The sequence below is a fragment of the Tabrizicola sp. BL-A-41-H6 genome (assembly GCF_050632395.1).
GTDB lineage: Bacteria > Pseudomonadota > Alphaproteobacteria > Rhodobacterales > Rhodobacteraceae > JAUYQR01.
Genome location: NZ_CP192600.1, coordinates 3,990,676 through 4,016,705 on the forward strand (window position 1 = coordinate 3,990,676; position 26,030 = coordinate 4,016,705).

At 65.8% G+C, this 26,030-nt stretch carries 24 protein-coding genes; 15 read left to right on the plus strand and 9 right to left on the minus strand.

Annotated features, from left to right (window positions below; all coding sequences use genetic code 11):
* Window positions 1-31 precede the first annotated feature (31 nt).
* A complete protein-coding gene (locus ACROUL_RS19645; protein WP_431301111.1) occupies window positions 32-1,549 on the minus strand; it encodes an ABC transporter substrate-binding protein in 1,518 nt (505 codons plus the stop codon).
* 24 nt (window positions 1,550-1,573) lie between these two features.
* On the minus strand, window positions 1,574-3,142 hold the full coding sequence (locus ACROUL_RS19650) for a phytoene desaturase family protein (protein ID WP_431301112.1): 1,569 nt from the start codon (window positions 3,140-3,142) through the stop codon (window positions 1,574-1,576).
* A gap of 200 nt (window positions 3,143-3,342) precedes the next feature.
* Here ACROUL_RS19650 and ACROUL_RS19655 point away from each other — a divergent pair, with 200 nt between their 5' ends.
* From ACROUL_RS19655 to ACROUL_RS19675, 5 genes are read left to right on the plus strand one after another with little or no spacing between them, the layout of a single operon-like run.
* Entirely contained in the window at window positions 3,343-4,134 is a 792-nt protein-coding gene (locus ACROUL_RS19655) for a cyclase family protein (protein ID WP_431301113.1), read from the plus strand.
* 1 nt (window position 4,135) lies between these two features.
* Window positions 4,136-5,692 (plus strand): phytoene desaturase family protein, encoded by a 1,557-nt coding sequence (locus ACROUL_RS19660; protein ID WP_431301114.1) that lies wholly within the window; start codon window positions 4,136-4,138, stop codon window positions 5,690-5,692.
* Window positions 5,689-6,162: a MarR family winged helix-turn-helix transcriptional regulator gene (locus tag ACROUL_RS19665; protein WP_431301115.1), complete on the plus strand. Its 474-nt coding sequence runs from the start codon at window positions 5,689-5,691 to the stop codon at window positions 6,160-6,162. The genes ACROUL_RS19660 and ACROUL_RS19665 overlap by 4 nt, the downstream gene beginning before the upstream one ends.
* 1 nt (window position 6,163) lies before the next feature.
* On the plus strand, window positions 6,164-8,302 hold the full coding sequence (locus ACROUL_RS19670; protein ID WP_431301116.1) for a thiamine pyrophosphate-dependent enzyme: 2,139 nt from the start codon (window positions 6,164-6,166) through the stop codon (window positions 8,300-8,302).
* On the plus strand, window positions 8,299-9,825 hold the full coding sequence (locus ACROUL_RS19675) for an indolepyruvate oxidoreductase subunit beta family protein (RefSeq protein ID WP_431301117.1): 1,527 nt from the start codon (window positions 8,299-8,301) through the stop codon (window positions 9,823-9,825). Before ACROUL_RS19670 ends, ACROUL_RS19675 begins: the two co-directional genes overlap by 4 nt.
* Window positions 9,826-9,962: 137 nt before the next feature.
* Here ACROUL_RS19675 and ACROUL_RS19680 read toward each other — a convergent pair whose 3' ends face one another.
* Together ACROUL_RS19680 and ACROUL_RS19685 are read right to left on the minus strand one after the other, a co-directional pair.
* On the minus strand, window positions 9,963-10,469 hold the full coding sequence (locus ACROUL_RS19680; protein ID WP_431301118.1) for a flavin reductase family protein: 507 nt from the start codon (window positions 10,467-10,469) through the stop codon (window positions 9,963-9,965).
* Between the two features lie 10 nt (window positions 10,470-10,479).
* Window positions 10,480-11,574, minus strand: coding sequence for an LLM class flavin-dependent oxidoreductase (locus ACROUL_RS19685; RefSeq protein ID WP_431301119.1), 1,095 nt, complete (start codon window positions 11,572-11,574; stop codon window positions 10,480-10,482).
* Window positions 11,575-11,691: 117 nt separating this feature from the next.
* Between ACROUL_RS19685 and ACROUL_RS19690 the strand changes: the two genes are divergently transcribed.
* Window positions 11,692-12,216 carry a winged helix DNA-binding protein gene (locus ACROUL_RS19690; RefSeq protein WP_431301120.1) on the plus strand — a complete coding sequence of 175 codons (525 nt, stop codon included), beginning with the start codon at window positions 11,692-11,694 and terminating at the stop codon, window positions 12,214-12,216.
* A gap of 63 nt (window positions 12,217-12,279) precedes the next feature.
* On the opposite strand, the gene ACROUL_RS19695 is transcribed toward ACROUL_RS19690, so the two are convergent.
* Genes ACROUL_RS19695 through ACROUL_RS19715 form a run of 5 tightly spaced genes read right to left on the minus strand, consistent with a single transcriptional unit; the run spans window position 12,280 to window position 17,149 of the window.
* On the minus strand, window positions 12,280-13,401 hold the full coding sequence (locus ACROUL_RS19695) for an aminotransferase class V-fold PLP-dependent enzyme (RefSeq protein WP_431301121.1): 1,122 nt from the start codon (window positions 13,399-13,401) through the stop codon (window positions 12,280-12,282).
* Between the two features lie 17 nt (window positions 13,402-13,418).
* Window positions 13,419-14,138, minus strand: a complete 720-nt coding sequence (locus ACROUL_RS19700; protein ID WP_431301122.1) for an SDR family NAD(P)-dependent oxidoreductase — start codon at window positions 14,136-14,138, stop codon at window positions 13,419-13,421.
* Entirely contained in the window at window positions 14,128-15,288 is a 1,161-nt protein-coding gene (locus ACROUL_RS19705) for an acetyl-CoA C-acyltransferase (RefSeq protein ID WP_431301123.1), read from the minus strand. The genes ACROUL_RS19700 and ACROUL_RS19705 overlap by 11 nt, the downstream gene beginning before the upstream one ends.
* Window positions 15,285-16,397, minus strand: a complete 1,113-nt coding sequence (locus tag ACROUL_RS19710) for a 3-hydroxyacyl-CoA dehydrogenase NAD-binding domain-containing protein (protein ID WP_431301124.1) — start codon at window positions 16,395-16,397, stop codon at window positions 15,285-15,287. The genes ACROUL_RS19705 and ACROUL_RS19710 overlap by 4 nt, the downstream gene beginning before the upstream one ends.
* Window positions 16,394-17,149 carry an enoyl-CoA hydratase-related protein gene (locus ACROUL_RS19715; RefSeq protein ID WP_431301125.1) on the minus strand — a complete coding sequence of 252 codons (756 nt, stop codon included), beginning with the start codon at window positions 17,147-17,149 and terminating at the stop codon, window positions 16,394-16,396. Before ACROUL_RS19715 ends, ACROUL_RS19710 begins: the two co-directional genes overlap by 4 nt.
* A 102-nt stretch (window positions 17,150-17,251) precedes the next feature.
* On the opposite strand from ACROUL_RS19715, the gene ACROUL_RS19720 reads away from it, so the two are divergent.
* The 9 genes from ACROUL_RS19720 to ACROUL_RS19760 all read left to right on the plus strand — a co-directional run bounded on the left by ACROUL_RS19720 (window position 17,252) and on the right by ACROUL_RS19760 (window position 26,026).
* Complete coding sequence (locus tag ACROUL_RS19720) at window positions 17,252-19,537, plus strand: bifunctional salicylyl-CoA 5-hydroxylase/oxidoreductase (protein WP_431301126.1); 2,286 nt, start codon at window positions 17,252-17,254, stop codon at window positions 19,535-19,537.
* Complete coding sequence (locus ACROUL_RS19725; protein WP_431301127.1) at window positions 19,530-20,264, plus strand: SDR family NAD(P)-dependent oxidoreductase; 735 nt, start codon at window positions 19,530-19,532, stop codon at window positions 20,262-20,264. The genes ACROUL_RS19720 and ACROUL_RS19725 overlap by 8 nt, the downstream gene beginning before the upstream one ends.
* On the plus strand, window positions 20,261-20,692 hold the full coding sequence (locus ACROUL_RS19730) for a MarR family winged helix-turn-helix transcriptional regulator (protein ID WP_431301128.1): 432 nt from the start codon (window positions 20,261-20,263) through the stop codon (window positions 20,690-20,692). The genes ACROUL_RS19725 and ACROUL_RS19730 overlap by 4 nt, the downstream gene beginning before the upstream one ends.
* On the plus strand, window positions 20,689-21,501 hold the full coding sequence (locus ACROUL_RS19735) for an enoyl-CoA hydratase family protein (RefSeq protein WP_431301129.1): 813 nt from the start codon (window positions 20,689-20,691) through the stop codon (window positions 21,499-21,501). The genes ACROUL_RS19730 and ACROUL_RS19735 overlap by 4 nt, the downstream gene beginning before the upstream one ends.
* A gap of 51 nt (window positions 21,502-21,552) precedes the next feature.
* Complete coding sequence (locus ACROUL_RS19740) at window positions 21,553-22,689, plus strand: acyl-CoA dehydrogenase family protein (RefSeq protein ID WP_431301130.1); 1,137 nt, start codon at window positions 21,553-21,555, stop codon at window positions 22,687-22,689.
* Window positions 22,686-23,099 (plus strand): acyl-CoA thioesterase, encoded by a 414-nt coding sequence (locus ACROUL_RS19745; protein ID WP_431301131.1) that lies wholly within the window; start codon window positions 22,686-22,688, stop codon window positions 23,097-23,099. Before ACROUL_RS19740 ends, ACROUL_RS19745 begins: the two co-directional genes overlap by 4 nt.
* On the plus strand, window positions 23,092-23,496 hold the full coding sequence (locus ACROUL_RS19750; protein WP_431301132.1) for a RidA family protein: 405 nt from the start codon (window positions 23,092-23,094) through the stop codon (window positions 23,494-23,496). The genes ACROUL_RS19745 and ACROUL_RS19750 overlap by 8 nt, the downstream gene beginning before the upstream one ends.
* Window positions 23,493-25,118, plus strand: coding sequence for an AMP-binding protein (locus tag ACROUL_RS19755; RefSeq protein ID WP_431301133.1), 1,626 nt, complete (start codon window positions 23,493-23,495; stop codon window positions 25,116-25,118). The genes ACROUL_RS19750 and ACROUL_RS19755 overlap by 4 nt, the downstream gene beginning before the upstream one ends.
* An 86-nt stretch (window positions 25,119-25,204) precedes the next feature.
* The gene (locus ACROUL_RS19760) at window positions 25,205-26,026 is read left to right on the plus strand and encodes an aldo/keto reductase (RefSeq protein ID WP_431301134.1); all 822 of its coding nucleotides are present in this window, start codon (window positions 25,205-25,207) and stop codon (window positions 26,024-26,026) included.
* Window positions 26,027-26,030: the final 4 nt, after the last annotated feature.

A 26,030-nucleotide genomic window follows, 5' to 3' on the forward strand; every position in this document is an offset into this window, starting at 1 on the left:
TGGGCCGCCCCGAAAGGCGGCCCGTCTTTCCTTAGGCTCGTTTCATCAGGTGCGGCAACAGCGCACCCGACGCATGCGGCGTGACCGTTACTCCCGGCGCGGAAAGGATCGGCTGGACGTATTGCAGCAACGGAATGACCAGCGCGTTTTCAGCGATGTAGCGGTCGACGGCTTTCCAGCCTGCGATGCGCTTGGCCTCGTCCGCCTCGCCCCACAAGGGACCGATCATGTTGATCAGGTCTTCACCGTCCCAGACCGAATGCGGGCTTGGACCGAACATAGCGAACCCGGTGGAGGTGGTTGGATCGCCGACAGAGTTGCCCCAGTTGTAGAAGGCCGCGGGGGCAAGCTGGTCGGCGGCGCGCAGTTCGTAGTGCTTGGCGATTTCATACACCTCGATCTCGGCCTCGATCCCGATCTTGCGCCACAGGCCGACGATGGCCTGCACCATCTCGTAGTCCTTGGGCTTGAAGCCCTTGGTGGTCTGGATCTTGAACTTCACCGGGTTGTCCGGGCTATAGCCCGAGGCAGCCAGCGCCGCGATAGCCGCGGCCTCGTCGTAAGGCACGGTGATCGACGGATCGTAGGCCTCGTATTCAGGGGTTTGCAGCGTGTCGATCTTTACGCCGTAGCCCGACAGCAGCCGGTCGATGATGGTCTGCTTGTCGATGGCCCAAGCCGCTGCCTTGCGGACGTTGGGGTCGGTCATCACCTCGATATCGTTGAGGAAGATCATCCCGATGTCCGAAATTGGTGCGGCGATCCCGTTCAGGGTGCCTTTCAGCCGGTCATACTCCTCATACGGCATTTCCAGCGTGACGTGGCTGTTGCCGGATTCGACCTCGGCCACGCGGGCTGCGGCGTCGGTCACGAACTTGATCGTCACGGTGTCGAAATCGGGCTTGCCGCCCCAGTAGTTTGCGTTGGCTTTCAGCCGAACAAAGGCGTTGCGTTCGTATTTTTCCACCATGTAGGGGCCGGTGCCGATGGGGGCTGCCTCGAAGCCTTCGGCCCCGACCTTCTCGAAATAGGCTTTCGGCAGGACGTAGCCGGTCAGGAAATACATCCACTTGAAGATCGTGGGATCGAACTGCTTGACGTCTGCCGTCACGGTGTTGCCGTCGGCTTTGATGTTTGCCAGCGTCGACCAGACGAAGTTGATCGGGTTGCCGGTGGCAGGATCAGCCGCACGGGTCAGGCTCCACGCTACGTCCTCGGCGGTGAAGGGGCTGCCATCGTGCCAGGTGACGCCTTCGCGGACGGTCATGCTGACCTTGGTGCGATCCTCGTTCCAGCCCCATTCAGTCAGAAGACCGGGGGCGGGTTTCAGGTCGGGCTGTTGCAGGATGAACTGGTCGAAGACGGACTGATAAAGCCCCTGAATCGTGGGGTTCACTGCCGAAGGGCCGACGGTCGGGTCCCATGACGGGAGGTTGACGTTGTAGGCAATGACCAGCTCGTCGATGGCAGCATGGGCCGGCAGGCCGGTGACGGACAAGGCCGCCAGAGCGGCGGAGGATTGCAGAAGTGTGCGTCGGTTGAGGTTCATTTGTATCTCCCTGTTTTTGTTGGTTCAGTTTCCGGCCAGACGCCGGGCAAGCAAGTAACCTGACCCTGCGCCAGTGCCAGCGCCGGGCCAGACCGCGGCGCCTGTGAGGTGCAGATTCTGGATCGGGGTCGATCCGTCGGCATGGCCACGGGCGGGGCGGAAAAGGAAGTTCTGCGCCAGATGATGCGAGCCGCAGACCTGATCGCCTCCCACGAGGTTTGGGTTCTCCGCTTCCAGATCCAGTGGGGTAACTATGCGCTTGCCAAGGACTTTTTCGCGGACGCCCGGTGCGTATCGCTCAAGGATCGCGAGGGCGCGGTCGGCAAAGGGCTCGGCTGCTTGCGCCCAGTCGGTCGTGGTGATGGTGCCGCCCGCGTCGCCCTTTATCGTTCCGGGGGCCATGCGGATTTGTAGCCATAGGACGTGCTTGCCGTCCGGTGCGCGAGTGGGATCGATGGCGGTGGGTTGGCCTACCACAAGGATGGGTTCATCCGGCAAAAGCCCCGCCTGCGCCTGTGCATAGGTGCGCGCCATCTGGTCCAAGCTGGGGGCAAGATGGACATAGGCGAACTGCTTCAACTGATCCCCCGCGGCCCAATCCGGCAGACCGTCGGTCGCGAGATGAATCATCATGGTGCCGGGGGCGTGGATGAAACCTGTCATCGCGGTGTCGAAGGCGGGGGTTGTCGGGCCGGTCAACCGGGTGAGCGCGGCGGGGGCGGTGCCGGCGATGACCGCGCGGGCGGCCGTGATTTCGCGACCATCGGCAAGGACGATGCCCGTCGCCCGACCGTTGCCGTGCAGGATTTTCGCGACCTTGGCGTTGCAGGTGACGGTGCCGCCACGAGCTTTTATTGCAGCGGTCAGAGCGCAGGTTACGGTGTCGGCGCCGCCTTGACCGAGGACCATGCCGAAAGCCTGCGCGGCCATGCCTTCAAGGTAAGGAAACAGTCCGCCGCCCGCGATATCGGGGGCGAAATCGAGGTGCATTCCCCACGCGCCGAGCAGGGCTTGCAGGGGTTCGGCCTCGAAGGTTTGGGTTAACCATTGTCTGGGCGACAGGGTCAGGAAGCGCGCGAGGTCCAAACTGCCCGAAACACCGCGTTTGCGTAGTGTTTTGAACATGAAATATGCAAGCGCACGTAATTGCATCGGGCTGCCGAGAAGGCCGAAGATCGCTTCGGCCTCGACGGGGAACGCGCTGACGAGGGCTTTCCACGTTTCTGCATCCCTCGCCGAAAACTGCGAGATGCGCTCTGTCGTGGCCGCCAGATCGGTGGACACGCCAAGCCAGCGACCGTCGGGGAAGGCCGAGGCGAACGGGTGCGAAACTGGCGCGAAGGCAAGGCCGTGGCCGGTCAGTTCCAGGCCGTAGGTCTTGAAAAACGGGCTTCCTGCGAACAGCGACAGGTTCATCGCGGCCCAGTCGTGGCGGAAACCGGGCAGGGTGTATTCGCCCGTCTTGATTGCGCCGCCGGGTTCGGACGCCTGTTCAAAGATCCCTACGCGCCAGCCCTTCGCCGCCAGATGCAAACCGCAGGCAAGGGCGTTATGCCCCGCCCCGATCAGGATTGCATCAAAGGTATCCGTCATTCCGCGCCCCGCTTGACGCCAGGATATTTGCAAACGCATCTAATTCTGTCTAGCATGATTCGACGGATGGCGACGGAATTGACGTGCGCTTGCGCCGGTCTGCAAAGCGTCTGGCAGGCGTATGGCACGTGTATGGCATTCGGCGCGACAAGGCACGCACGGAGCGGCCCCTGACGGCTGCAACAAAAAGGGAGAGTGACATGACTTCGGCAACGGTTTTGGCGGACTTCGCCGGGATGCTGGCCTCTGGTGGAATTGAAGTGGTGGATTGTACGGGTGTGCTTGGCCCGGAAACGCCGCTTCTGAAACTGCCGCCTGATTTCGCCAAGGACACCCCGCCGATCAAGATCCATCGGATCAGCGAATATGACAAGGATGGGCCGTTCTGGGCCTGGAACTGGCTGGAGCTGGGCGAACACTCCGGCACCCATTTTGACGCCCCGCATCACTGGATCACCGGCAAGGATTACGCCGACGGTTACACTGACACGCTGCCCGTGCAGCGGCTGGTAGCACCCGTCAACGTTCTGGACTTTTCGGCCGAGTGCAATGCGAACCCGGATTTTCTTCTGACCATCGACCACGTCAAGGCATGGGAAGCCAAGCACGGCGCGATCAACGCTGGTGAATGGGTGGTGCTGCGGTCTGACTGGGACGCCCGGGCGCATGACGAGGCGCTGTTCCTCAACGCCAACGAGACCGGGCCGCATACGCCGGGGCCGACCGCCGAGGTGATCGAGTATCTGTTGGCCAAGGGCATCGTCGGCTGGGGCAGCCAGTGCATCGGCACCGATGCGGGACAGGCCGGTGGAATGACGCCGCCGTTCCCGGCGCACAACCTTTTGCACAAGCACAACTGCTATGGTCTGGCCAGCCTTGCCAACCTGTCGAAGCTGCCGCCAAAGGGCGCGATCCTGATTGCCGCGCCCCTGAAGATCAAGAACGGCACCGGGTCGCCGATCCGGGCGCTGGCGCTTGTGCCGCGGGGCTGACGTGGCAGCCGATCACATCATCATCGGGTCCGGGATCAATGGCCTGGTCGCCGCGGCGCTGCTGGCGCTGAAGGGCGATCGGGTCACCGTCTTGGAACGTGAGGATGTGATCGGCGGCTGTCTGCGGACCGAAGAGCTGCATCCCGGCTTCAGCCATGACGTGATGGCGGCAACCTGGGTGTTGTTCATGGCCTCGCCCGCCGGGGCGGCCCTTGGGCCACATCTGGCGCGGCACGGCTTCGAATACTGCCATTCACCGCACCCGACGGCTGTCCTGCGGCCGGGCGGCGAGGCGGTGGTGCTGTCGATGGATCGGGATCGGAATGTGTCTGCTTTCAACGGCTTCGCGGCGGGAGATGGAGACCGTTTTGCCGCCGATGTGGGCGCTGTTGCCGCCGACGCACCGTTTCTGTTCGCGCTGTTGGGCGGGTCGCTCTGGTCTTGGCCGACGGCAAAGCTGATGTTCGGGCAGGTGCGCAAGCGGGGTTTGCGCGGGCTTGCGTCCTGGTTCGGGCGCGCGCTTGACCCTGCGCGCGGCTGGCTGGAAACGACGTACCAAAGTGCTGGCATTCAGGCGCTTTTGGCGCCTTGGGTCCTGCACACCGGGCTGACGCCGGAAAGCACGTATTCCGGGCAGATGGGCCGGGTGATCGCCTTTGCACTGGAAGCGGCGGGCGCGCCGATCGTGAAGGGTGGCTCGGGTGCGGCGGCGCAGGCCTTTCGGCGGCTGATCGAGGAAAAGGGCGGCGCGATAATCACCGGGGCCGACGTTGATCGAATAAACGTTCATAATGGCCGCGTGAGCGGCGTTACTTTGGCGGATGGCAAGGTGATTTCGGCTCCGTCAGTGCTGGCTTCGGTTGCGCCGGGGCAATTATATGAACGATTGCTAGGAAACGTGAACCTGCCCGAGGACAAGGCCGCTGCGCGCCGGTTCCGGCATGGACGCGGCAATTTCCAGCTGCATTACGCGCTGGACGCGGTGCCGGCGTGGCTGGTTCCGGGGCTGGAGCAGGTCGCGCTGATCCATCTGGCGGACGGGATCGACAGCGTATCGAAATCGTCGAACGAAGCTGAGCGGGGAATGCTGCCGGTTGCGCCGACGATCTGCGTCGGCCAACCTTCCGCGCTTGACGCCACCCGCTGCCCGCCCGGCAAGGCAGTGCTCTGGCTGCAAATCCCGGACGCGCCACGCGCCATCAAGGGCGATGCGGCGGGCGAGATCGAAGGCACTGATTGGGACACCGCGAAGGAGGCCTTCGCCGACCGGATCGAGCGGATTTTGGCAAGCCACATAAAGGGCTTCGACAAGCTGGTGCTGGCGCGCAAAGCCTACTCCCCGAAAGACTTGGAGCGGATGAACGTCAACCTTGTGGGGGGCGACCCCTACGGCGGGGCGTGCAGTATCGACCAGTTCTTCATCTGGCGGCCCTTTGCGCACAGCGCCAATGGCGACACAGCCATCCGGGGGTTGATTCACATCGGCGCCTCGACCCATCCGGGGCCCGGATTGGGCGGCGGATCGGGCTTCAACGCGGCAAAGAGGCTCGGCGCATGAACGACGAGACGCCGATTGCGACACTGCGGCTGGGCGAGATCGGGCTGTGGAACTATGCGCCCTACCTGATGAACCGCATCATGGGGCGCTACAACGCCAGCCTCCGTGAAGAGATGGCGGGGCTTGGCCTTTCCACGCCGAAGATGCGGGCGCTGGCGGTGCTGTCGGTGGTGGAAACGCCGCTGATCCGGGAGCTGGCGATCTATACCGTGACCGACCCTTCCACCCTCAGCAGGGCGCTGGACCAGCTGCAGGCCGAAGGGCTGATCCGGCGCGAAGCGGATGCGGCCGACAGCCGGGCGGTGCGGGTGGTGATCACCGAAGCCGGGCGCGCGGCCTTTGACACGCTTTGGCCGCAGATGGCGCAGGCCAATGCCCGCATGTTCCGCGGCATACCCGATGAAGAGCGGCGCGCCTTTGTGGGCACGTTGCAGAAGATGCTGACGAACATCAGAAGGCACGAGATCTGACATGGCGGAACGCAGCTTCAAGGCCGAAGTGGAAGACCTGCGCAAAGGCGCTGGCGAAACCTTTACCGGCGAGGGTATTCTTGCGATCACCAAGGCGCTTTTGGAAAATGGCGTCGGCTATGTCGGCGGCTATCAGGGCGCGCCGATCAGCCACCTGATGGATGTGCTGGCCGACGCCGAGGATCTTCTGGGCGAGCTTGGCGTGCGCTTCGAGGCCAACGCGAACGAGGCGGCGGCGGCGGCGATGCTGGCCGCGTCGGTCCACTATCCCATTCGCGGGGCGGTGACGTTCAAGGGGCCGGTGGGGGTGAACGTCGCGTCGGACGCGCTTGCGAACCTTGCCTCGTCCGGCGTGACCGGAGGCGCGCTGGTGATCCTGGGCGAGGATTATGGCGAGGGGTCCAGCATCATGCAGGAACGCAGCCACGCCTTCGCGATGAAGTCGCAATTCTGGCTGCTGGACCCGCGACCGAACCTGCCCTCCATCGTAAAGGCCGTGGGCGATGGCTTCCGCTTAAGCGAGGCATCGAACAGCCCGGTCATGCTGACTATGCGGATCCGGTCTTGCCATGTGACGGGCACGTTCGAGACGAAGGACAACGTCCCTCCGCCGTTGTCGGTGCGTGACGCGCTGAGCAATCCGCGGTCGGATTTTAACCGCGTGGTGCTGCCGCCGATGTCCTATGTTCACGAGCAGGACAAGGTGAAGAACAGATGGCCAGCAGCGGAGAAGTTCATCATCGAGCACAAGCTGAACGAGGTGTTCGGTGGTGATGGGTCGGTCGGGATCGTCTGTCAGGGCGGCATGTACAACGGTGTGATCCGCGCGTTGCAGCGGCTGGGGCTGGCGGACATCTACGGCGCGACCGAGGTGCCGATCTATTGTCTGAACGTAACTTACCCCTTGATTTCGAGCGAGTTTCTGGCGTTTGCGCAGAACAAGCATTCCGTGCTGGTGATCGAAGAAGGCCAGCCGGAGTTCATCGAAACGCAGCTTGGCTCGTTCCTCTACCGCGCCGGCAGCCATGTGCGCCTGCATGGCAAGGGCATGTTCCCGATGGCGGGGGAATATACCGGCCAAGTGATGCTGGACGGGATCAGCGCCTTCCTGAAGTCGGCAGCGCCCGATCTTTTGCCAGCGACGGTACGCGCGCCGAACATGGATCGCCCGGCGATCCCGGACCTGTCGAAAACCGTACCGATCCGCCCGCCGGGGTTCTGCACCGGCTGCCCGGAGCGCCCGATCTTTGCTGCGATGAAGCTGGTCGAAAGAGAACTCGGCAAGCACCAGATCGCCGCCGATATCGGGTGCCACCTGTTCGGCAGCCTGCCGCCGTTCGAGATCGGTGGCGCGACGATGGGATATGGGCTTGGCCCGGCGGCCAACGGCGCGTTTGATGGCGGCGGGGAGAAGCGGCCGATTGCGATCATCGGGGATGGAGGGTTCTGGCACAACGGGCTCAACTCGTCGATCACCAACATGGTCTTCAACAAGTCGGACGGCGTGGTGATGGTGGTGGACAACTACTACTCCGCCGCGACGGGGGGGCAGGACGTGATGTCCAGCCGCGCCGACAACGCGACGAAAGCGACGCAGAACCCGATCTCCAAAGCGTTGAAGGGTGTCGGGGTCGAATGGGTGCGCCAGATCGACCACACCTATGACGTCAAGAAGATGCGCGACACGCTGCGCGAGGCGCTGACGACAGATACGCCGGGGCCAAAAGTGATCGTCGCCTCCAGCGAGTGCATGTTGAACAAGCAGCGGCGGGAAAAGCCTTTGAAGGCGGCGGCCATCAAGGAAGGCCGCCGTGTTGAGGCGCCGCGGTTCGGGGTGGATGAGGATGTCTGCACCGGCGACCACGCTTGCATCCGGCTGTCAGGCTGCCCGTCGCTGTCGCTGAAGCGGCTGGACGATCCCTTGCGCGATGACCCGGTGGCCTCGATCGACCAATCCTGCGTCGGCTGCGGCAACTGCGGCGAAGTGGCGGATGCGGCCGTGCTGTGCCCAAGTTTTTATCGCGCGGACGTTGTTCATAACCCGTCGGCGTTGGAAAAGCGGCTGGCCGGGTGGCGGTCGCGGGTGATCGGATGGTTGCAGGCGCGGCGCAGTGCCGGGCGGTTGGAGTTCACGGCATGACGCTGCAATCGCCGCATCTGCCGGTGCCAGCCGGGACGGACGGGATCATCAAGCTTGCCGTGCTGGCGGTGGGTGGTCAGGGCGGCGGTGTGCTGACCGGCTGGATCGAGACGCTGGCAAGGGCGAACGGATATGTCTGTCAGGCGACCTCGGTCGCGGGTGTGGCGCAACGGACGGGGGCCACGGTCTATTACGTCGAGATGGCGCCCGCGACGGGGCGGGTGCCGGTGTTCAGCCTGATGCCGGCGGCGGGCGATGTGGATGTCATGATCACGGCCGAGATGATGGAGGCGGGGCGGTCGATCATTCGCGGCTTCGTCACGCCGGACCGCACGACGCTGATCACCTCTACCCACCGGGCCTTGGCGGTGAGCGAGAAGATGGTGCCGGGCGACGGGATCGCGTCGAGCGAGGAGGTGATTGCGGCGGCCGAGGTTGCGGCGCGGCGGTTCATCGCGGCGGACTTCGATGCGGTGGCGGTGAAGAACGGGTCGGTGATTTCGGCGACGCTGTTCGGGGCGCTGGCGGCTTCGGGGGCTCTGCCGTTTGCGCGTGAGGCGTTCGAGGCGGCGATCCGGGCGGGGGGCAAGGGCGTGGAAGCCTCGGTCCGGGCGTTTGGCGCTGGGTATGAGGCGGCGCTGGCAGGGGTGCCGGAGGCGGTGGTGCCAGTGGCGAAGGGCGCTTCGGTGGCGGGCCCGGTGCGGAAGTTGGCGGAGTGGGAGCGGCTGATGGCGCGGGTGCAGACTTTGCCGGCGGCGGTGGCGGAGCTTGCGGGGCCGGGATTGCGGAAGGTCGTGGACTTTCAGGATCTGGCCTACGGGGCGGAGTATCTGGGGCGGATCGAGGGGCTGGTGGCGCGGGATGCGGTGCCGTTCGAGTTTTCGCGCGAGGCGGCGAAGTATGTGGCCAACGCGATGGCCTATGATGATGTGATCCGGGTCGCGGACCTGAAGACGCGGGGGCGGCGGTTCGAACGGATCAGGGGCGAGATGGGGGTGAGGGAGGCGCAGGTGATGCAGCTGACCGAGTTCTTCCATCCGCGGGCGGAGGAGATTGCGGGGCTGTTGCCGGCGGGGCTTGGGGGACGGGTGCATGGTAGCCCGAAGTGGATGGCGCGGCTGGACCGGTGGTTCAGCAAGGGGCGGCGGCTGAGGACGGACAGTCTGCCGGCCTACCTGACCTTGTATGCGATCGGGGGGCTGCGGGGCTGGCGGCGGCGGACGCTGCGGCACCGGCAGGAGCTGGCGCATCTGGACGGGTGGCTGGCGGTGGCGCTGGGCTATCTGGAGAGCGACCGGGCCTTGGCGGTGGAGGTGGTGCGGTGCCGGCGGCTGGTGAAGGGGTATTCGGACACCCATGCGCGGGGGCTGTCGAAATTTGACCGGGTGCTGACGGGGATCGCCCTCGTGGCCGGGCGGGACGATGCGGCGGCCTGGGCGGCGCGGCTGCGGGAGGCGGCGTTGAAGGATGAAGAGGGCAAGGCGCTGGAGGGGGCGCTGGCGACGATCCGGAGCTTTGTCTGATGTCCCACGGTGGGACATCGGGTAGAGTTTAGGTATTTCAAGGGGTTATAAGGCCGTTTAACCGGTTGTTAGGGGTTGCGCGGTTGCCCCCAACCCTCTCCCTCCCCCACGAGGGGGGGAGGGGAGCGGCGCGTGGTTCAGGCAGTAAGGCTGCGGTAGGCGCCGTTCCAGTAGATCAGGGCGCCGGCGTCGGGCGTCTTGCGGATCGCCTGAACGCGGCCGATCAGGATGGTGTGGGTGGCGCGGTCGATCATTTCCTCGACCGTGCAATCAAAGGCGGTGGGCGCGCCTTTGAGAAGCCGCGCGCCGGTGACGGCGGTTTCCCATTCGGCACCTTCGTAGCGGGCCGCACCCTTGATCCCGCCAAAGCCGGAGAAGCGTTCGGCGACGGGCTGATGCGCCGCCCCGAGCGACGACCAGCCGAAGCGCCCCTCGTCCCGCAAGAGCGGGATCGAGGAGGAGGTGAGGTTGACGCAGGCCAAGAGAAGCGGTGGTTCGGCGGACAGCGAGATCGCCGAGGTCACCACGAGGCCCGAGGAGGCGTCACCGCTGCCCACGGTGACGACGCTGACGTTGCCGACAAAGGCGCGCATCGCATCGCGGAATTCCTTGGCGGGCAGGTCGGTGGGCAAACGGTTCGGCATGGAGGCTCCCCTATCGGATGCCGGCCCGTTTCAGGCGCGGCAGCACTTCCTCGGCGAAATAGGGGAACTCCTTCAGATAATCCACAAAAGACAGCGTCGTGCCGGCAAATCCTGTCTCGTGCAGGGAGATGATGCCTGCTGCGACCTGATCCGGCGTGCCGATCAGGGGAAAACCGCCGTGGCCAAGCGCAAAGCCGTAGCGGATCTGAGTCAGGAGATCGTGCGGGAAGGACAGCGCATGGGCAAGCTGCAGGCGGATCAGGTTGTCGGTCGCCTCCCAGTCGGCGTTCTCATCGACGATGTAATGTACGTAATCGCGCGCTTCCTTCTCGGTCGGGCGGCAGACGACATGGGCGAAGGTGAGAACGCCGACCTTGCGGTTCTTGGCGTCGGCTTGCGCTTTGAGGGCGGCGATCTCGTCCTTTGAGCGGGCGAGGTCGATGGCGGGGGTGAAGAGGTAATTGGCGTTGTCGGTGGCGAACTCGCGTCCCTGCGGGCTGCCGGCGGCGTTGATGATCGGGACCGAGCCGTTGACGGGGGCGGGGTCGCCTTTCAGGCCGCGGATGTTGCGGAAATACTTTTCGTCCCAATCGAAATGGGTGTCCGAGGCCCAGATCTTGCGGACGAGATCGAACCATTCCTGCGCATAGCCGTAGCGGGTTTCATGGTCGTTCGGCAGATCGAGACCGAGCGCCTGATATTCCGGCTGGTTCCAGCCCGCGACGATGTTGAGACCGGCGCGGCCGTGGCTGATCTGGTCGATGGTGGCGATCTGCTTGGCGACGACGACCGGGTGGTTCGCGGCGCAGTGGATGGTGGCGAAGACCGAGATGTTTTGCGTGGAGGCAAGAAGGCCTGCGGCCCATGTCATCGTCTCCAGCACACCGCCGTGAAAATCGGTCGGGCCGCCGTAGCCGATCCAGCGCGCGATCGGCAGCATGAAGTCGATGCCGGCGGCGTCGAGGAGTTTCGCCAGTGCCAGGTTGTTGTCCCACGAGTTCACCCAGCGGTCGGGTGCCTGCGTGGGGGTCATGCCGGAGGAGCAGTTGGTGGAGAAGGTGCCCAAGCGAAAGTGGTCGCCTGATGCCATCAGGTTCTGTGTCATGCTCATTTCCCTGTTCGTGGATTATTGGAGATATTTTATGTTTGAAAGTCTATCGTAAATTCCAATTGCGTCAACAGGGTTGAAGGGGCAGTTTTGGCGCTGGTCTTGGGGTGGCGCATGGAACGTGACGAGAAGCTGGACTACCGCTGGCATCTGGCGGAAAGCGCCGTCGAGGTGGACACGACGGAGCTGGAGTTCGCGCTGATGCGGACCTTCGAGGGCTTTGGCCGCTGGCAGTCGGAGTGCCTCGCGAGCGTGTGCGATCTGGCGGCGACGGGACCGGAGAACGCGCTGCTGCACATCATAAGGATGAACGAGCGGCCCAAGAGCATCAAGGATCTGGCGCGGCTGACGAACCGGGACGATGTGCCGAACATCCAGTACAGCTTGCGCAAGCTGATCGGCGCGGGGCTGGTGGTGCGGCAGGGCGCGGGGCGGTCGGGCGTGACCTATGAGGTGACGGAAGAAGGCCGGCGGGTGACCGATGACTACGGCGCCTTGCGGCGGCGGCTGTTGATCGGCGCGATTGCCGGGGTGCCGGGGTTCTCCGACCGGCTGGCGGAGGCGACGAAGGCGTTGAACCTGCTGTCGGGGATCTATGAGGAGATCGCGCGGGTCGCGGCGACGCATCGGCGAGGGTGAGGTCTGCCGGAGGAAGCGGGGGCCCGCCCCCGCACCCCAGAGATACTTGGAGAAGAGGAAGCGCTAAAGGAGGAGGGTGGCCAGTGCCGTGTGGAGGCGCTGGACGCCTGTGTCGGTGGTGAGGGTGCCGGGGGAGAGGCGGAGGGTCTGGCTGCGCGCGTCGGCCGTGATGGACTGGGCGCGGAGGGCCGCGACAATCTGGGGCGCGGGGTGGGTTTCGGGGAGACGGAGCATGATGGAGCCGCCGCGCTGCGCCTCGGGCCGGGGGGTGAGGAGGGGGAGCCGGAGGTCATCGGCCATGTCGATGAGGCAGGCGGTGAGGCGGCGGTTGTGGGCGAGGAGGGCCGCGTGGTCCTGGGCCGCGTGCCAGTCGAGCGCGGGGAGCGAGGCGAGGGCGGCCATGCAGCCGGGGGTGCCGCTGTCGAACCGGCGGATGCCCTCGGCGTAGGTGAAGCGGGTGATGTCCCAGTTGAAGGGGTTGGGTTGCGAGAACCAGCCGCGGAGTTCGGGGTGGCAGTGCGGGATGAGGCGGGGGGAGAGGTAGAGGATGCCTGCGCCGGGGGTGCCGCACATCCATTTGAGCGAGGTGGAGATAGCGAAGTCGACCTCGGGCGCGTGGACGTCGAAGGGCAGGAGGCCGGCGGCCTGGGTGATGTCGACGCCGATCAGGCTGCCCATGCGGCGGCCGTGGGCGACCATTTGCGGCAGGTCGATGCGGTGGGACGAGGTGGAGGACACCCATGTGAGGAGGGCGAGGCCAACGTCGGGGGTCCAGGCGTCGAGGAAGTCTTCATCCTCGACGAAAGCTGCGCCCTGGCGGAGGGGGACGGTTTTGAGGGTGAAGCCGTAGGCGTCGGCCATGCCGTTCAGGAGGAAGTGGTTGGAGGGGAAGCAGTCGGCGGCGGCGAGGACGGTGCGGCCCTTGAGGTGGCCTTCGGGGAGGGACTGGACGAGCGAGTGGAAGGCCTGGGTGACGGATTCGAAGGTTGTCACCGTGTCGGGGGCCGCGTTCAGGATGGCGCGCCAGCGGTCGATGAAGCGCTGGCGCAGGGGCAGGATGGTGGCCCATTGCGCATCGTCGGGCGTGCCCCAGCACACGGCGAAATCGGCCATGGCGGCGGCGATGTCGCGGGCCTTGCCGGGGTACATGCCGATGGAGTGGTAGAGGAAATAGGCGTCGGACATTGGTCTTTCCTTGGAGGTCAGCGCATCAGCACGCCGCCGTTGATATCCTGTGTGGTGCCGGTGATGAAGGCGGCGTCTTCGGAGGCGAGAAAGGCGGCGAGGGCGCCGACCTCATCCGCCTGGCCGATGCGGCCGAGGGGGATCTGGCCTACGACGAGGGCGACTTTCTCTGGCGGGGCGAGGGCGGTCTGTTCGGTGAGAATGGTGCCGGGGGCGATGGTGTTTACGGTGATGCCGTGCGGCGCAAGTTGGTGCGCGAGGTAGCGCGTCAGGCCGATGATCCCGGCTTTGGACGCGGCATAGTGCGCGCCTTGCACCTGAGGGCCGCCGCGCTGGCCGGCGACGGAGGCGAGGTTGATGATGCGGCCCCATTTGGCGGCGGTCATCAAGGGCGCGAAGGTTTGTGTGGCGAAGAGGACGGAGCGGAGGTTGGTGGTGAGGACGTCGTCCCATTCTTCGGCCGTGATCTCGTATAGGTCGCGGGCCTGGGTGCGGGCGGCGTTGTTCACGAGGATGTCGACGGGGCCGATGGTGGCCAGTGCCTCGGCGAAGCAGTCCTTGCGGCGCACGTCGAGGGGGATGGCGAGGGTGCCGGGGAGAGTGGCGGCGGCAACCTCGGCCTTTTCCTGATTGATGTCGGCGATGGTGACGGAGTGGCCCGCAGCGTGCAGCGCGCGGGCGATGGCGAGGCCGAGGCCTTGGGCGGCGCCCGTGACGAGGGCGGTTCTAGACGGCATGGAGCACCAGGGCGACGCCCTGGCCGACGCCGACGCAGAGGGTGGCGAGCGCGGACTGGCCGCCTTCGGTCAGGCGGCGGGCGGCGGTGGCGGCGAGGCGGGTGCCGGACATGCCCAAGGGGTGGCCCATCGCGATGGCGCCCGAGTGGGCGTTGACGCGGGGGTCGTCGTCGGGGAGGCCCCAGGCACGGGTGCACGCGAGGACCTGGGCGGCGAAGGCCTCATTCAGTTCGATTACGTCGAAGTCGGTTGCGGTAAGGCCGAGTTTCGCAAGGGCAGCGACAGGGCCGATGCCCATCGTGCGGGGCGCGACACCTGCGGAGGCGGCGCGTCCGATGCGGGCGAGGGGGGTCAGGCCGTGGCGTTTCACGCCATCGGCAGAGGCGAGGATCAGGGCTGCAGCGGCGTCGTTGATGCCGGCGGCGTTGCCTGCGGTGACGGTGCCGCCCGCGCGGAAGGGGGCGGAGAGTTTCGCCAGCGCCTCAAGGCTGGTGGCGCGGGGGTGTTCGTCGAGGCTGACGACGGTGTCGCCTTTACGCGAGGAGATGGTGACGGGCAGGATGTCGGCGGCGTGCCACGCGGCGTCGTAGCGCGACTGGGAGCGGAGCGCGTAGGCGTCCTGATCGGCGCGGGAGATGTTGTGGTCGGCGGCGAGATTTTCGGCGGTTTCGGGCATGGAGTCGGTGCCGTAGGCTGCGGCAATGCGTTTGTTGATGAAGCGCCAGCCGATGGTGGTGTCGTGAATCTCGGGAGCACGGGCGAAGGCGGTGTCGGCCTTTGCCATGACAAAGGGGGCGCGGGACATGCTCTCAACCCCGCCCGCGATGATGATGTCTGCCCCGTCGCGGATGGCGCGGGCGCCGGCGATGACGGCGTCGAGGCCGGAGGCGCAGAGACGGTTTACGGTGAGGGCGGGGACGGTTTCGGGCAGGCGCGACAGGAGGACGGCCATGCGGGCGACGTTGCGGTTGTCTTCGCCGGACTGGTTGGCGCAGCCGAAGATCACCTCATCGGGGACAAGGCCGGGGTGGAGGTCGAGCAGGCCGTCAATCACATGCGCGGCCATGTCGTCGGGGCGGACCTGCGACAGGGCGCCTGCGTAGCGGCCAATGGGCGTGCGCCGATGGGCGCAAAGGAAAACCTCGGTCATGCCGTTTCCAGATAGGGGGCGGGAAGGTAGCGGCCCTTGAGCGCGGTGGCGGCTTCGAGGGCGGCGAGTTTGGCGCGGATCTTTGGTGCGCCGTGAAGGGCCAGCATTTCGAACGGGCCGCGTGGGAAGTTGAGGCCAAGCTTCATCGCGGTGTCGATGCCTTGGGGCGTGGTGCCTCCTTCGGAAAGGAGCCACGCAGCCTCGTTGACCAAGGTGGCCTCGATGCGGAGCGCGATGGCGGCGGCGTCGTGGGGAGCGGTACCGGGGTCGTTGGGGAAGAGGAAACCTTCCCCCGATTTGCGCCCCAAGCGGCCGAGTTCGACCTGTTGGCGGAGGGGCAGGAAAGGGTGGTAGCGCGGGTGGTGACCCATTGCGGCGTGGAGGCTTTCGGTGGCAGCGAGGTTGATGTCGGCGCCGATGAGGTCAATGAGCTGGAACGGGCCGAGGCGGTAGCCGGCGGCGAGCATGGCGGCGTCGATGTCGGAGGCTGTGCGGCCTTCGTCGAGCATTGCCAACGCCTCGCCGTAATAGGGGCGGGCGCAGCGGTTGACGATGAAACCGGGGCGGTCGGGGGCGTCGATCACGGTTTTTCCGGCGGCTTCGGTGATTTTCCGGGCGCGGGCGAGGGCTGTGGGGGAGGTGGTGGCGTGGGGGATCAATTCCACCAGCTTCATCACCTGGGCGGGGTTGAAGAAATGGAGACCGAGGCAGCGGTCGGGGTGTTCCAGACCCGCCGCGATGGAGGCCACGGAAAGGGAGGAGGTGTTGGTGGCGAGGATCGCGTCTGGGGCGAGGAGGGTTTCGAGGTCGCGGAAGAGGGACTGTTTGGCGTCGAGTTTCTCGACGATGGCTTCGATGGCGAGGGTGGCGGGGGCGAGGGCGGTGAGGTCGCGGGTGATGGTGAGGTTGGCGAGGATCGCGTCGCGGGCTTGTGGTGTCAGTTTGCCGGAGGCGACGCGGGGGGCGAGGGTTTCGCTCAGCCGGGCGAGGGCGGTGTCGCGGGTGGGGGCGTGGGCGTCGGTGGCGATGACGGGAAAGCCGGCGGCGGCGTAGACCTGTGCCAGGCCTAGGCCCATCGTGCCAAGCCCGATGATCGCGATGGTGGTCATCGCCCGCTGAACCCCGGACGGCGCTTGGCGCGGAAGGCGGCGATGCCTTCGGCCTTGTCGGTGGTATCTAGCAGGGCTTCGAACCCGGCGCGTTCGGTGGCGAAGGCGAGGGGGGATTCGGCGCCTTCGACAAGCGCGCGTTTGGCGGCGGCGAGGGCCAAGGGCGCGCGCTGGGCGATGCGGTCGGCGAGGGCGGCGGCTGTCGGGAAGGCGGGGCCGTCGGCGACGTGGCTGGCGATGCCCCATTCATAGGCGGTGGCGGCGTCGATGATTTCGCCGGTGAGGACCATGCGGGTGGCGCGCATCCGGCCGACGAGGGACATCAGCCGCTGACCGCCGCCTGCGCCGGGAATGAGGCCGAGCGAGGATTCCGGCAGCCCGATCTGCGCGGTGGAGCCGAGAACGAGGAGGTCGGCCATCAGCGCCAGTTCCAGCCCGCCGCCGAGGGCGAAACCGTCGATTGCGGCGATCAGCGGTTTGGGGAAGGCACGGATGGCGGCCCAATGCAGTTTGCGGGGGTCGTCTGCGGCTTCGGCGGCGGATTTATGTTCGATTTCGGTGATGTCGGCCCCGGCGGCGAAGTTGCCTTCGGCGCCGGTCAGCAGAACGGCGCGGCATGAGTCGTTGTGGGCAAGGCTGTCGAGCGTTTGTGCGATATGCGCCAAAAGCGCGGTGTTGAGCGCATTGCGCGCCTCGGGGCGGTTGAGGGTGAGCCGCACCCAGCCGGATCGTTGTTCGATGAGCAGGTCCATGCCGGCATCATGCGATGCTGGGCGGGAATTTCAAGGGAGAAATTTCAAGCTTGAAATTGTTTTGGTCCGGTGGCAGGCTTTGGCTCAATGCAGGAGCGAACGATGAACATTCTCTGCCTCGGCGGCGGGCCGGCCGGACTTTACTTTGCCATCTCGATGAAGCTGCGCGATCCGTCGCACAAGGTGACGGTGCTGGAGCGGAACCGGGCGAACGATACCTTCGGCTGGGGCGTGGTGCTGTCGGACGACGCGCTGGGCAAGATGGAGAAGAACGATCCGGTCAGCACGGCGGCGATCCGCAGCAATTTTGCGTATTGGGATGACATTGCTGTCGTACACAACGGGGTGCGGACGGTGTCGGGCGGGCATGGCTTTGCCGGGATCGGGCGCAAGACGCTGCTGATCCTGCTGCAGGCGCGGGCGCGGGAGTTGGGCGTCGATCTGCGGTTCGAGACGGAGTTCAAGACGGCTGAGGAATACCGCAAGGAATACGATCTGGTGGTGGCGACGGACGGCCTGAATTCCGTGGTGCGGCGGGAATACGAGAGCGTGTTCCAGCCCGATATCGACACGCGGAAGTGCAAGTTCGTCTGGCTGGGCACGCACGCCAAGTTTGACGATGCGTTCACGTTCATTTTTGAAAAGACCGCGCATGGCTGGGTCTGGGCGCATGTCTACCAGTTCGACAAGGACACCGCGACGTTCATCGTGGAATGCCTGCCGGAAACGTGGGAGGCTTGGGGCTTTCCGGACATGACGAAGGAGGAAACGGTCGAGACCTGCCGCAAGATATTCGCGGCGCATCTGGGCGGGCATGAGTTGATGTCGAACGCGGCGCATTTGCGCGGGTCGGCGGTCTGGATGCAGTTTCCACGGGTGATCTGCCAGAAATGGTATCACAAGAACGTCGTCCTGATGGGCGATGCTGCGGCAACGGGGCATTTCTCGATCGGGTCGGGGACGCGGCTGGCGCTGGATTCCGCGATTGCACTGGCGGATTACCTGCATTCCGAGCCGACGATGGAAGCGGCGTTCGACCGCTATCAGGCGGAGCGGCGGGTGGAAGTGCTGCGGCTGCAATCGGCGGCGCGGAACAGCCTTGAGTGGTTCGAGGAGGTGGAGCGGTATCTGGACATGCCGCCGATCCAGTTCGCCTATTCGCTGCTGACGCGAAGCCAGCGCATCGGGCATGAAAACCTGCGGCTGCGCGACCCGAAGTGGTTGGCCGAGGCGGAGGACTGGTTTCAGGAACAGGCGGGCGGCGAGCCGGGGCGCAAGCCGATGTTCGCGCCGTTCCGGCTGCGCGACATGGCGTTGAAGAACCGCGTCGTCGTCAGCCCGATGGCGCAATACAAGGCGGTCGACGGCTGCCCGACGGATTGGCATTTCGTGCATTACGCGGAACGCGCAAAGGGTGGCGCTGCGCTGGTTTACACCGAGATGACCTGCGTTTCCGCGAATGGCCGGATCACGCCCGGCTGCCCCGGCCTTTACACGCCAAAGCATGAGGCGGCGTGGAAGCGGCTGGTCGATTTCGTGCATGAGGAGACGGATGCGAAGATCTGTTGCCAGATCGGCCACGCGGGGCGCAAAGCCTCGACCAAGCTGGGATGGGAGGAGGACAACGCGCCATTGGACCGTGGCAACTGGCCGATCATGAGCGCCTCGGCGATTGCGTGGTCGCCTGCCAATCAGGTGCCGAAGGAGATGGACCGCGACGACATGGACAAAGTGTTGTTGCAGTTCGTGAAGGCGACGGAGATGGCGAAGAAATGTGGCTTCGACATGATCGAACTTCATGCGGCACATGGGTATCTGATTTCCAGCTTCATCAGCCCGGTTTCGAACACGCGGACGGATGAATACGGCGGCAGTCTGGAGAACCGGATGCGCTACCCGTTGGAGGTGTTCGCGGCGATGCGGGCGGAATGGCCGGGGGCAAAGCCGATGTCGGTCCGGCTTTCCGCGACCGACTGGGTGGGTGATGACGGGGTGACCGGGTCTGACGCGGTGAAGATCGCGCAGGCCTTTTCCGCCGCCGGGGCCGATATCATCGACGTGAGTGCCGGACAAACCTCGACCGACGCGAGGCCGATTTATGGGCGGATGTTCCAGACGCCGTTCAGCGACCGCATCCGCAACGAGGCGGGGCTGGCGACGATGGCAGTGGGCAACATCACCGAAGCCGATCAGGTGAACCAGATACTGCTGGCCGGGCGAGCGGACCTCGTGTGTCTTGCGCGGCCGCATCTGGCGGACCCGTACTGGACGCTGCACGCAGCGATTGCGGCGGGGGATACGGGGACGGAGTGGCCGCTGCCGTATCTGGCGGGCCGCGATCAGGCGCGACGGTTGGTGGCGAAGGCTGCCGAGGTGATCCGTGCTTGAAGGTCGGCGCGTCCTCATCACCGGCGGTGGGTCTGGCGCGGGGGCCGACCTTGCGCGCGGCTTTGCGGCGGCGGGGGCGAAGGTCGTGATCGCTGGGCGACGGCGCGACGCGTTGGAGGCGGTGGCGGCGGGCATTGGCGCGCAGGTTGTCGTGGCCGATGTGACGGATGAGGCGTCGGTCGCGGCAATGTTTGCGGCGGCGGGGCCGTGCGACATCGTGATCGCCAATGCCGGGGCGGCGGATTCCGCACCGTTTCTGCGCACCTCGCTGGACCAGTGGAACGCGATGCTGGCGGTGAACCTGACGGGGGTATTTCTGACGCTTCAGGCGGGCCTCAGGCAGATGCCGGGTTGGGGGCGGCTGATCTCGGTTGCGTCCACGGCGGGGCTGAAAGGCTATGCCAAGATCGCGCCTTATGCGGCGGCAAAGCACGGGGTGGTGGGGTTGACGCGGTCGCTGGCCTTGGAGGTGGCGAAGGGGCCGGTGACGGTGAATGCGCTTTGCCCCGGTTTCCTCGATACGCCGATGACGGATCGGTCGGTGGCGGTGATCATGGAAAAGACCGGGCGGAGCGAGGTTGAGGCGCGAAAAGCGCTGGAGGGGATGAACCCGCAGGGGCGGCTGATCCAGCCGGCGGAAGTGACGGCGGCGGCGTTGTGGCTGTGCGGACCGGGGTCGGAGGGGATCACCGGGCAGGCCATCTCCATCGCGGGGGGCGAGGTGTGAGCGAGCTTTCCAAGCGCCGGTTGAAGATGTGGATCAGGCTGCTGGGCGTGACGCGGGCGGCGGAAAGCCATTTGCGCGAACATCTGCGGGTGAATCACGAGACGACTTTGCCGCGCTTTGACGTGATGGCGGCGCTGTGGCGCCGGCGCGAGGGCGTGACGATGAGCGAGTTGTCACGGATGCTGCTGGTATCCAACGGCAATGCGACGACGGTGGTGGACCGCTTGGAAGCGGACGGGTTCGTGCGCCGGACGCCGTCGGAAACCGATCGGCGGACAGTGTTTGTGGCGCTGACGCCGGAGGGGCTGGCGGAGTTCGAGGGGCTGGCGGCGGGGCATGAGGCGGAGGTGTCGAAGCTGTTTTCCGGCATCAGCGAGGCGGATCTGGACGCGATGACTGAGATCTTGAAACGGATGGGGGCGCGATGAGCGAGATGGCAGGGCTGAAGCCGGAGCATTTCCTGTGGGAGATGCGGGGGCGGGTTGCGGTCATCCGGCTGAACCGGCCGGAGCGGAAGAACCCGCTGACGTTTGAAAGCTATGCCGAATTGCGCGACTGCTTTCGCGCGCTGGCCGGGGCTGCGGATGTAGATGTGGTGGTGCTGGCATCGAACGGGGGGAACTTCTGTTCGGGCGGCGATGTGCATGACATCATCGGGCCCTTGGTCGGCAAGCCGATGGCGGAGTTGTTGGCCTTCACGCGGATGACCGGGGATCTGGTCAAGGCGATGCTGACCTGCGGCAAGCCGGTGATTGCGGCGGTGGACGGGGTGGCGGTAGGGGCCGGGGCGATTCTGGCGATGGCAGCCGATCTGAGGCTGGCGACGCCCGAGGCGAAATGCGCGTTTTTGTTCACCCGGGTCGGGCTTGCGGGCTGCGACATGGGGGCCTGTGCGATGCTGCCGCGGATCATCGGGCAGGGGCGGGCGGCGGAGTTGCTTTACACCGGCCGGGTGATGAGCGCGGCGGAAGGCGAGCGCTGGGGCTTCTGGAACGCGCTCCATCCCGCCGAGGCGCTGGAGGCGGAGGCGATGGCGCTGGCCGCGCGGTTGGCCGCGGGGCCGGTGTTCGCTCATGGCGTGACCAAGACGCAGTTGTTGCAGGAATGGGATATGGGGCTGTTGGCGGCGGTCGAGGCGGAGGCGCAGGCGCAGGCGATCTGCATGCAGACGCAAGATTTCGAGCGGGCGTATCGGGCGTTCGTGGCCAAGGAAAAACCGGTGTTTCGGGGGAACTGAGGGCAGCGGGGGCCAGCCCCCGCACCCCCGGGATATTTGTGGACAGATGAAATGAGTGACGCGACCTTCTTGAGCTGGCCGTTTTTCGAGGACCGGCATCGTGCCTTGGCCGAGGGGTTGGAGGAGTGGTGCGCGGCGCATCTGCCGGTGGAGCATAGGGATGTGGACGCCGCGTGCCGGGGGCTGGTGGCGGCCTTGGGCGCCGGCGGGTGGTTGCGGCATTCGGGTGGCGAGGCGCTTGACGTGCGGACGCTGTGCCTGATCCGCGAGACGCTGGCGCGCCATGACGGGTTGGCGGATTTCGCCTTTGCGATGCAGGGGCTGGGGATGGGGGCGGTGTCCTTGTTCGGGACGGCGGAGCAGCGGGTGTGGCTGGAGCGGACGCGGGCGGGGGAGGCGATTGCGGGGTTTGCGTTGACCGAGCCTGCCTCGGGGTCGGATGTGGCGGCGACGTCCACGACGGCCAGCCGGGTGCCCGACCAAGATGGGGGCGGCTGGGTGCTGAACGGCGAGAAGACCTGGATTTCGAACGGCGGGATTGCGGACGTATACGTCATCATCGCGCGGACTGGGGAAGCGCCGGGGGCGAAGGGGTTGTCGGCGTTTTTGATGCCGGCGGACGTGGCGGGCTTGGCAGTGGAGGAGCGGCTGGAGGTGATTGCGCCGCATCCGCTGGCACGGCTGTCCTTGCGCGACGTGCATCTGCCGGAAGGCGCGCTGATCGGGCAGGCGGGGACGGGGTTCAAGATTGCCATGTCGGTCTTGGATGTGTTCCGCTCGACCGTGGGGGCGGCGGCGCTGGGCTTTGGGCGCCGCGCGCTGGACGAGGCCTTGGCGCGCGTGAAGGCACGGAAGATCCAGGGGCAGGCGCTGGCCGAGATGCAGATGGTGCAGGGGCATCTGGCGGACATGGCCTTGAAGATCGATGCGGCGGCGCTTCTGGTGTACCGGGCGGCCTGGGTGAAGGATCAGGGCGCGGCGCGGGTGTCACGCGAGGCGGCGATGGCGAAGCTGTATGCGACGGAGGCGGCGCAGGAGGTGATCGACATGGCGGTGCAACTGCATGGCGGGGATGGGGTGCGCGCGGGTTCGGTGGTGGAGAGCCTCTACCGCGAGATCAGGGCGCTGCGGATCTATGAAGGCGCGTCGGACGTGCAGCGGATCGTGATCGCGAGGGCGATCCTGTGATTTACCGCCGCGCCACCCCGATCGAGTTCAACCATTGCGACCCCGCCGGGATCGTCTTTTACCCGCGCTATTTCGAGATGACCAATTCGGTCGTTGAAAATTTCTTCCGCGAAGTGGCGGGACAGTCCTATGCCGCCATGATGGAGGCAGGTCAGGGCGTGCCGACGGCGCGGCTGGAGACGGAGTTTCATGCCCCGAGCCGTCTGGGCGAGGTGCTGGAGTGGTGGCTTCGGGTGACGCGGCTGGGCGGCAGTTCGGTGGGGTTCACCGTGGAAGCGTGGTGCGGGGCGAGCCACCGGGTGACGGCGAAGCTGGTCTTGGTGTGGGTTGAGGCGGGGGGGCGGCCGAAGCCCTGGCCCGAGGCGATCAGGGCGCGGATCGCGGCGTTTCAGGAGGCGGATGATGCATGAGTTCCTGCACCCCAAGGGGTGGAAGCCTGCGATCGGTTATTCCAACGGCGTCGCGGCGACGGGGCGGATGGTGTTCACCGGCGGGATGGTCGGCTGGAATGGCGACTGCGAGTTCGAGACCGATGATTTCGTGGGGCAGGTGCGGCAGGCGCTGGCCAACATCGTGGCGGTGCTGGCCGAGGCCGGGGCACGGCCGGAGCATATCGTGCGGCTGACGTGGTATGTGACATCGAAGGCGGAATACCTTGCCGACCTGAAGGCGCTGGGCGCGGCCTACAAGGCGACGATCGGGCGGCACTATCCGGCGATGGCGCTGGTGCAGGTGGTGGCCTTGGTCGAGGACCGGGCCAAGGTGGAGATCGAGGCGACGGCGGTAATACCGGAGGGTGATGCATGAAACTTGGGCCGACGGGGCATGTCGATACGTTCACCCGCGACCGCCTGCCAGCGGCGGAGGATTGGCCGGAGATCAACACCTCGGCCTTTCCTTACCCTGAATGGATGAACGCGGCAGTGGAACTGACCGATGCGATGGTGGCCAAGGGCTTTGGCGACCATACCGCGCTGATCGGCAACGGGCGGCAGCGGACTTACAAGGAACTGGCCGACTGGACCAACCGGATCGCGCATGCGCTGGTCGAGGACTATGGGGTGAAGCCGGGGAACCGGGTGCTGATCCGGTCTGCGAACAATCCGGCGATGGTGGCGGCGTGGCTGGCGGCGACCAAGGCGGGGGCGGTGGTGGTGAACACCATGCCGATGCTGCGGGCGGGCGAGTTGACCGCGATCATCGACAAGGCCGAGGTCAGCCACGCCTTGTGCGACACGCGGTTGATGGAAGATCTGGTGACGGCGGCGAAGGGCTCGGCTTTTCTGAAGACGGTTGTCGGGTTTGACGGGACGGCGAACCATGATGCGGAACTGGACCGGGTGGCCTTGCGCAAATCGGTGCGGTTTCAGGCGCCGCCGGTCGGGCGGGATGATGTGGCGCTGCTGGGCTTTACCAGCGGGACTACAGGAGAGCCTAAGGCAACGATGCATTTCCACCGCGATCTGCTGATCATTGCGGATGGCTACGCGAAGGAAGTGCTGCAGGTGGTGCCGGAGGACGTGTTCGTAGGCTCGCCCCCGTTGGCGTTCACGTTTGGCCTTGGCGGGCTTGCGGTCTTTCCCCTGCGGTTCGGAGCGGCGGCGGCGTTGCTGGAGCAGGCGAGCCCTCCGAACATGATTTCCATCATCCAGGAGCACAAGGCGACGGTGTGCTTTACCGCGCCCACCGCCTACCGCGTGATGCTGAAGGCGATGGAGGAAGGGGCGGACCTTTCCAGTTTGCGCGCGGCGGTGAGTGCGGGGGAGACCCTGCCCGCGCCGGTTTACGAGGAATGGATGGCCAAGACCGGCAAGCCGATGCTGGACGGAATTGGTGCGACGGAGATGCTGCACATCTTTCTGACCAACCGGTTCAGCGACCATCGGCCCGCCTGCACGGGGCGGCCCGTGGCGGGGTATGAGGCGAAGATCGTCGGCGAGGACATGAAAGAATTGCCGCGCGGCGAGGTCGGGCGGTTGGCGGTGCGGGGGCCGACGGGGTGCCGGTATCTGGCGGATGACCGGCAGCGGAAATACGTGCGGAATGGGTGGAACCTGACGGGCGACAGTTTCTGGCAGGACGACGAGGGGCGGTTCCACTTTGCCGCGCGGTCGGACGACATGATCATCAGCGCGGGTTACAACATCGCGGGGCCCGAGGTGGAAGCGGCGCTTCTGTCGCATCCGGCGGTTCTGGAATGCGCGGTGGTGGGTGTGAAGGACGAGGAGCGCGGCCAGATCGTCGAGGCGCATGTGGTGCTGGCGCCGGGGCATGTGGGTGACGCGCTGATGGTCAAGTTGTTGCAAGACCACGCGAAATCGGTGATTGCCCCTTACAAATACCCGCGCCGTGTGGTTTTTGTAGAGGCATTGCCGAAGACCCAGACCGGCAAGATACAACGGTTCAGGCTTTCCGAAGGGCGCAGGTAGCGGCGCCATTCAAGCCGCAGGTGCGATTACCCCTTGCCTCGGCGGGCCAGTTACAGCTTTCTCCCTTGGTCGGAAAAGGAAGACCCATGCCACCCTCACGCCTGCGATTCAATGACGGCCACATGATCCCGCAAATCGGGCTTGGGATCTGGCAGGTGCCGGAGGCGATGACCGCGGATACCGTGTCGGCGGCGCTGCGGATGGGCTACCGGCTGATCGACGGGGCGGCGATCTATGGCAACGAGGAAGGTCTGGGCGAAGGCGTGCGCGAAAGCGGCGTGCCGCGCGAAGAGATCTTTGTCACGACGAAGGTGTGGAACACCGAGCAGGGCCATGACGCGACCTTGCGTGCGGTCGAAGGCAGCTTGCAGCGGCTGGGCTTGGACAGCATCGAATTGTGCCTGATCCACTGGCCGGTGCCCGAGCGGAACATGTATGTCGACACATGGCGCGCGCTGATCCGGATGAAGGAAGAAGGCAGGGTGCGGTCGATCGGCGTGTCGAACTTCATGGGCGACCACTTGGAACGGATCATCGGCGAGACGGGCACGGTGCCGGTGGTCAACCAGATCGAGTTGAACCCGCGGCTGCAACAGTCGGAATTGCGCGACCTGCATGACCGGCTGGGCGTGGTGACGCAAAGCTGGACGCCCTTGGGGCAGGGCCGCAGCTTTGACGCGCCCGTGGTGCGCGAGGCTGTGGCGCGAACCGGGAAAAGCCCGGCGCAGGTGATTTTGCGCTGGCATCTGCAACTGGGTGCGTCGGTGATCCCGCGGTCGACCCGGGTGGAGGGGTTGGCGGAAAACCTTGATGTCTTCGATTTCACGCTGACCGCCGAAGAGATGGCCGCGATGGCCGCGTTGAACGAAAACCAGCGCTGCGGGCCCGATCCGCTGACCTTCGCTTGAGGCG

Excerpts from the sequence above, each read along its gene's own strand:
- ACROUL_RS19740 (WP_431301130.1), top strand. The coding sequence starts at position 21,553 with ATGAGTGACGCGACCTTCTTGAGCTGGCCGTTTTTCGAGGACCGGCAT.
- ACROUL_RS19710 (WP_431301124.1), bottom strand. The coding sequence starts at position 16,397 with ATGACCACCATCGCGATCATCGGGCTTGGCACGATGGGCCTAGGCCTG.
- ACROUL_RS19720 (WP_431301126.1), top strand. The coding sequence starts at position 17,252 with ATGAACATTCTCTGCCTCGGCGGCGGGCCGGCCGGACTTTACTTTGCC.
- ACROUL_RS19690 (WP_431301120.1), top strand. The coding sequence starts at position 11,692 with ATGGAACGTGACGAGAAGCTGGACTACCGCTGGCATCTGGCGGAAAGC.
- ACROUL_RS19665 (WP_431301115.1), top strand. The coding sequence starts at position 5,689 with ATGAACGACGAGACGCCGATTGCGACACTGCGGCTGGGCGAGATCGGG.
- ACROUL_RS19670 (WP_431301116.1), top strand. The coding sequence starts at position 6,164 with ATGGCGGAACGCAGCTTCAAGGCCGAAGTGGAAGACCTGCGCAAAGGC.
- ACROUL_RS19700 (WP_431301122.1), bottom strand. The coding sequence starts at position 14,138 with ATGCCGTCTAGAACCGCCCTCGTCACGGGCGCCGCCCAAGGCCTCGGC.
- ACROUL_RS19760 (WP_431301134.1), top strand. The coding sequence starts at position 25,205 with ATGCCACCCTCACGCCTGCGATTCAATGACGGCCACATGATCCCGCAA.
- ACROUL_RS19685 (WP_431301119.1), bottom strand. The coding sequence starts at position 11,574 with ATGACACAGAACCTGATGGCATCAGGCGACCACTTTCGCTTGGGCACC.
- ACROUL_RS19735 (WP_431301129.1), top strand. The coding sequence starts at position 20,689 with ATGAGCGAGATGGCAGGGCTGAAGCCGGAGCATTTCCTGTGGGAGATG.
- ACROUL_RS19755 (WP_431301133.1), top strand. The coding sequence starts at position 23,493 with ATGAAACTTGGGCCGACGGGGCATGTCGATACGTTCACCCGCGACCGC.
- ACROUL_RS19645 (WP_431301111.1), bottom strand. The coding sequence starts at position 1,549 with ATGAACCTCAACCGACGCACACTTCTGCAATCCTCCGCCGCTCTGGCG.
- ACROUL_RS19705 (WP_431301123.1), bottom strand. The coding sequence starts at position 15,288 with ATGACCGAGGTTTTCCTTTGCGCCCATCGGCGCACGCCCATTGGCCGC.
- ACROUL_RS19655 (WP_431301113.1), top strand. The coding sequence starts at position 3,343 with ATGACTTCGGCAACGGTTTTGGCGGACTTCGCCGGGATGCTGGCCTCT.
- ACROUL_RS19650 (WP_431301112.1), bottom strand. The coding sequence starts at position 3,142 with ATGACGGATACCTTTGATGCAATCCTGATCGGGGCGGGGCATAACGCC.
- ACROUL_RS19715 (WP_431301125.1), bottom strand. The coding sequence starts at position 17,149 with ATGGACCTGCTCATCGAACAACGATCCGGCTGGGTGCGGCTCACCCTC.
- ACROUL_RS19695 (WP_431301121.1), bottom strand. The coding sequence starts at position 13,401 with ATGTCCGACGCCTATTTCCTCTACCACTCCATCGGCATGTACCCCGGC.
- ACROUL_RS19680 (WP_431301118.1), bottom strand. The coding sequence starts at position 10,469 with ATGCCGAACCGTTTGCCCACCGACCTGCCCGCCAAGGAATTCCGCGAT.
- ACROUL_RS19675 (WP_431301117.1), top strand. The coding sequence starts at position 8,299 with ATGACGCTGCAATCGCCGCATCTGCCGGTGCCAGCCGGGACGGACGGG.
- ACROUL_RS19750 (WP_431301132.1), top strand. The coding sequence starts at position 23,092 with ATGCATGAGTTCCTGCACCCCAAGGGGTGGAAGCCTGCGATCGGTTAT.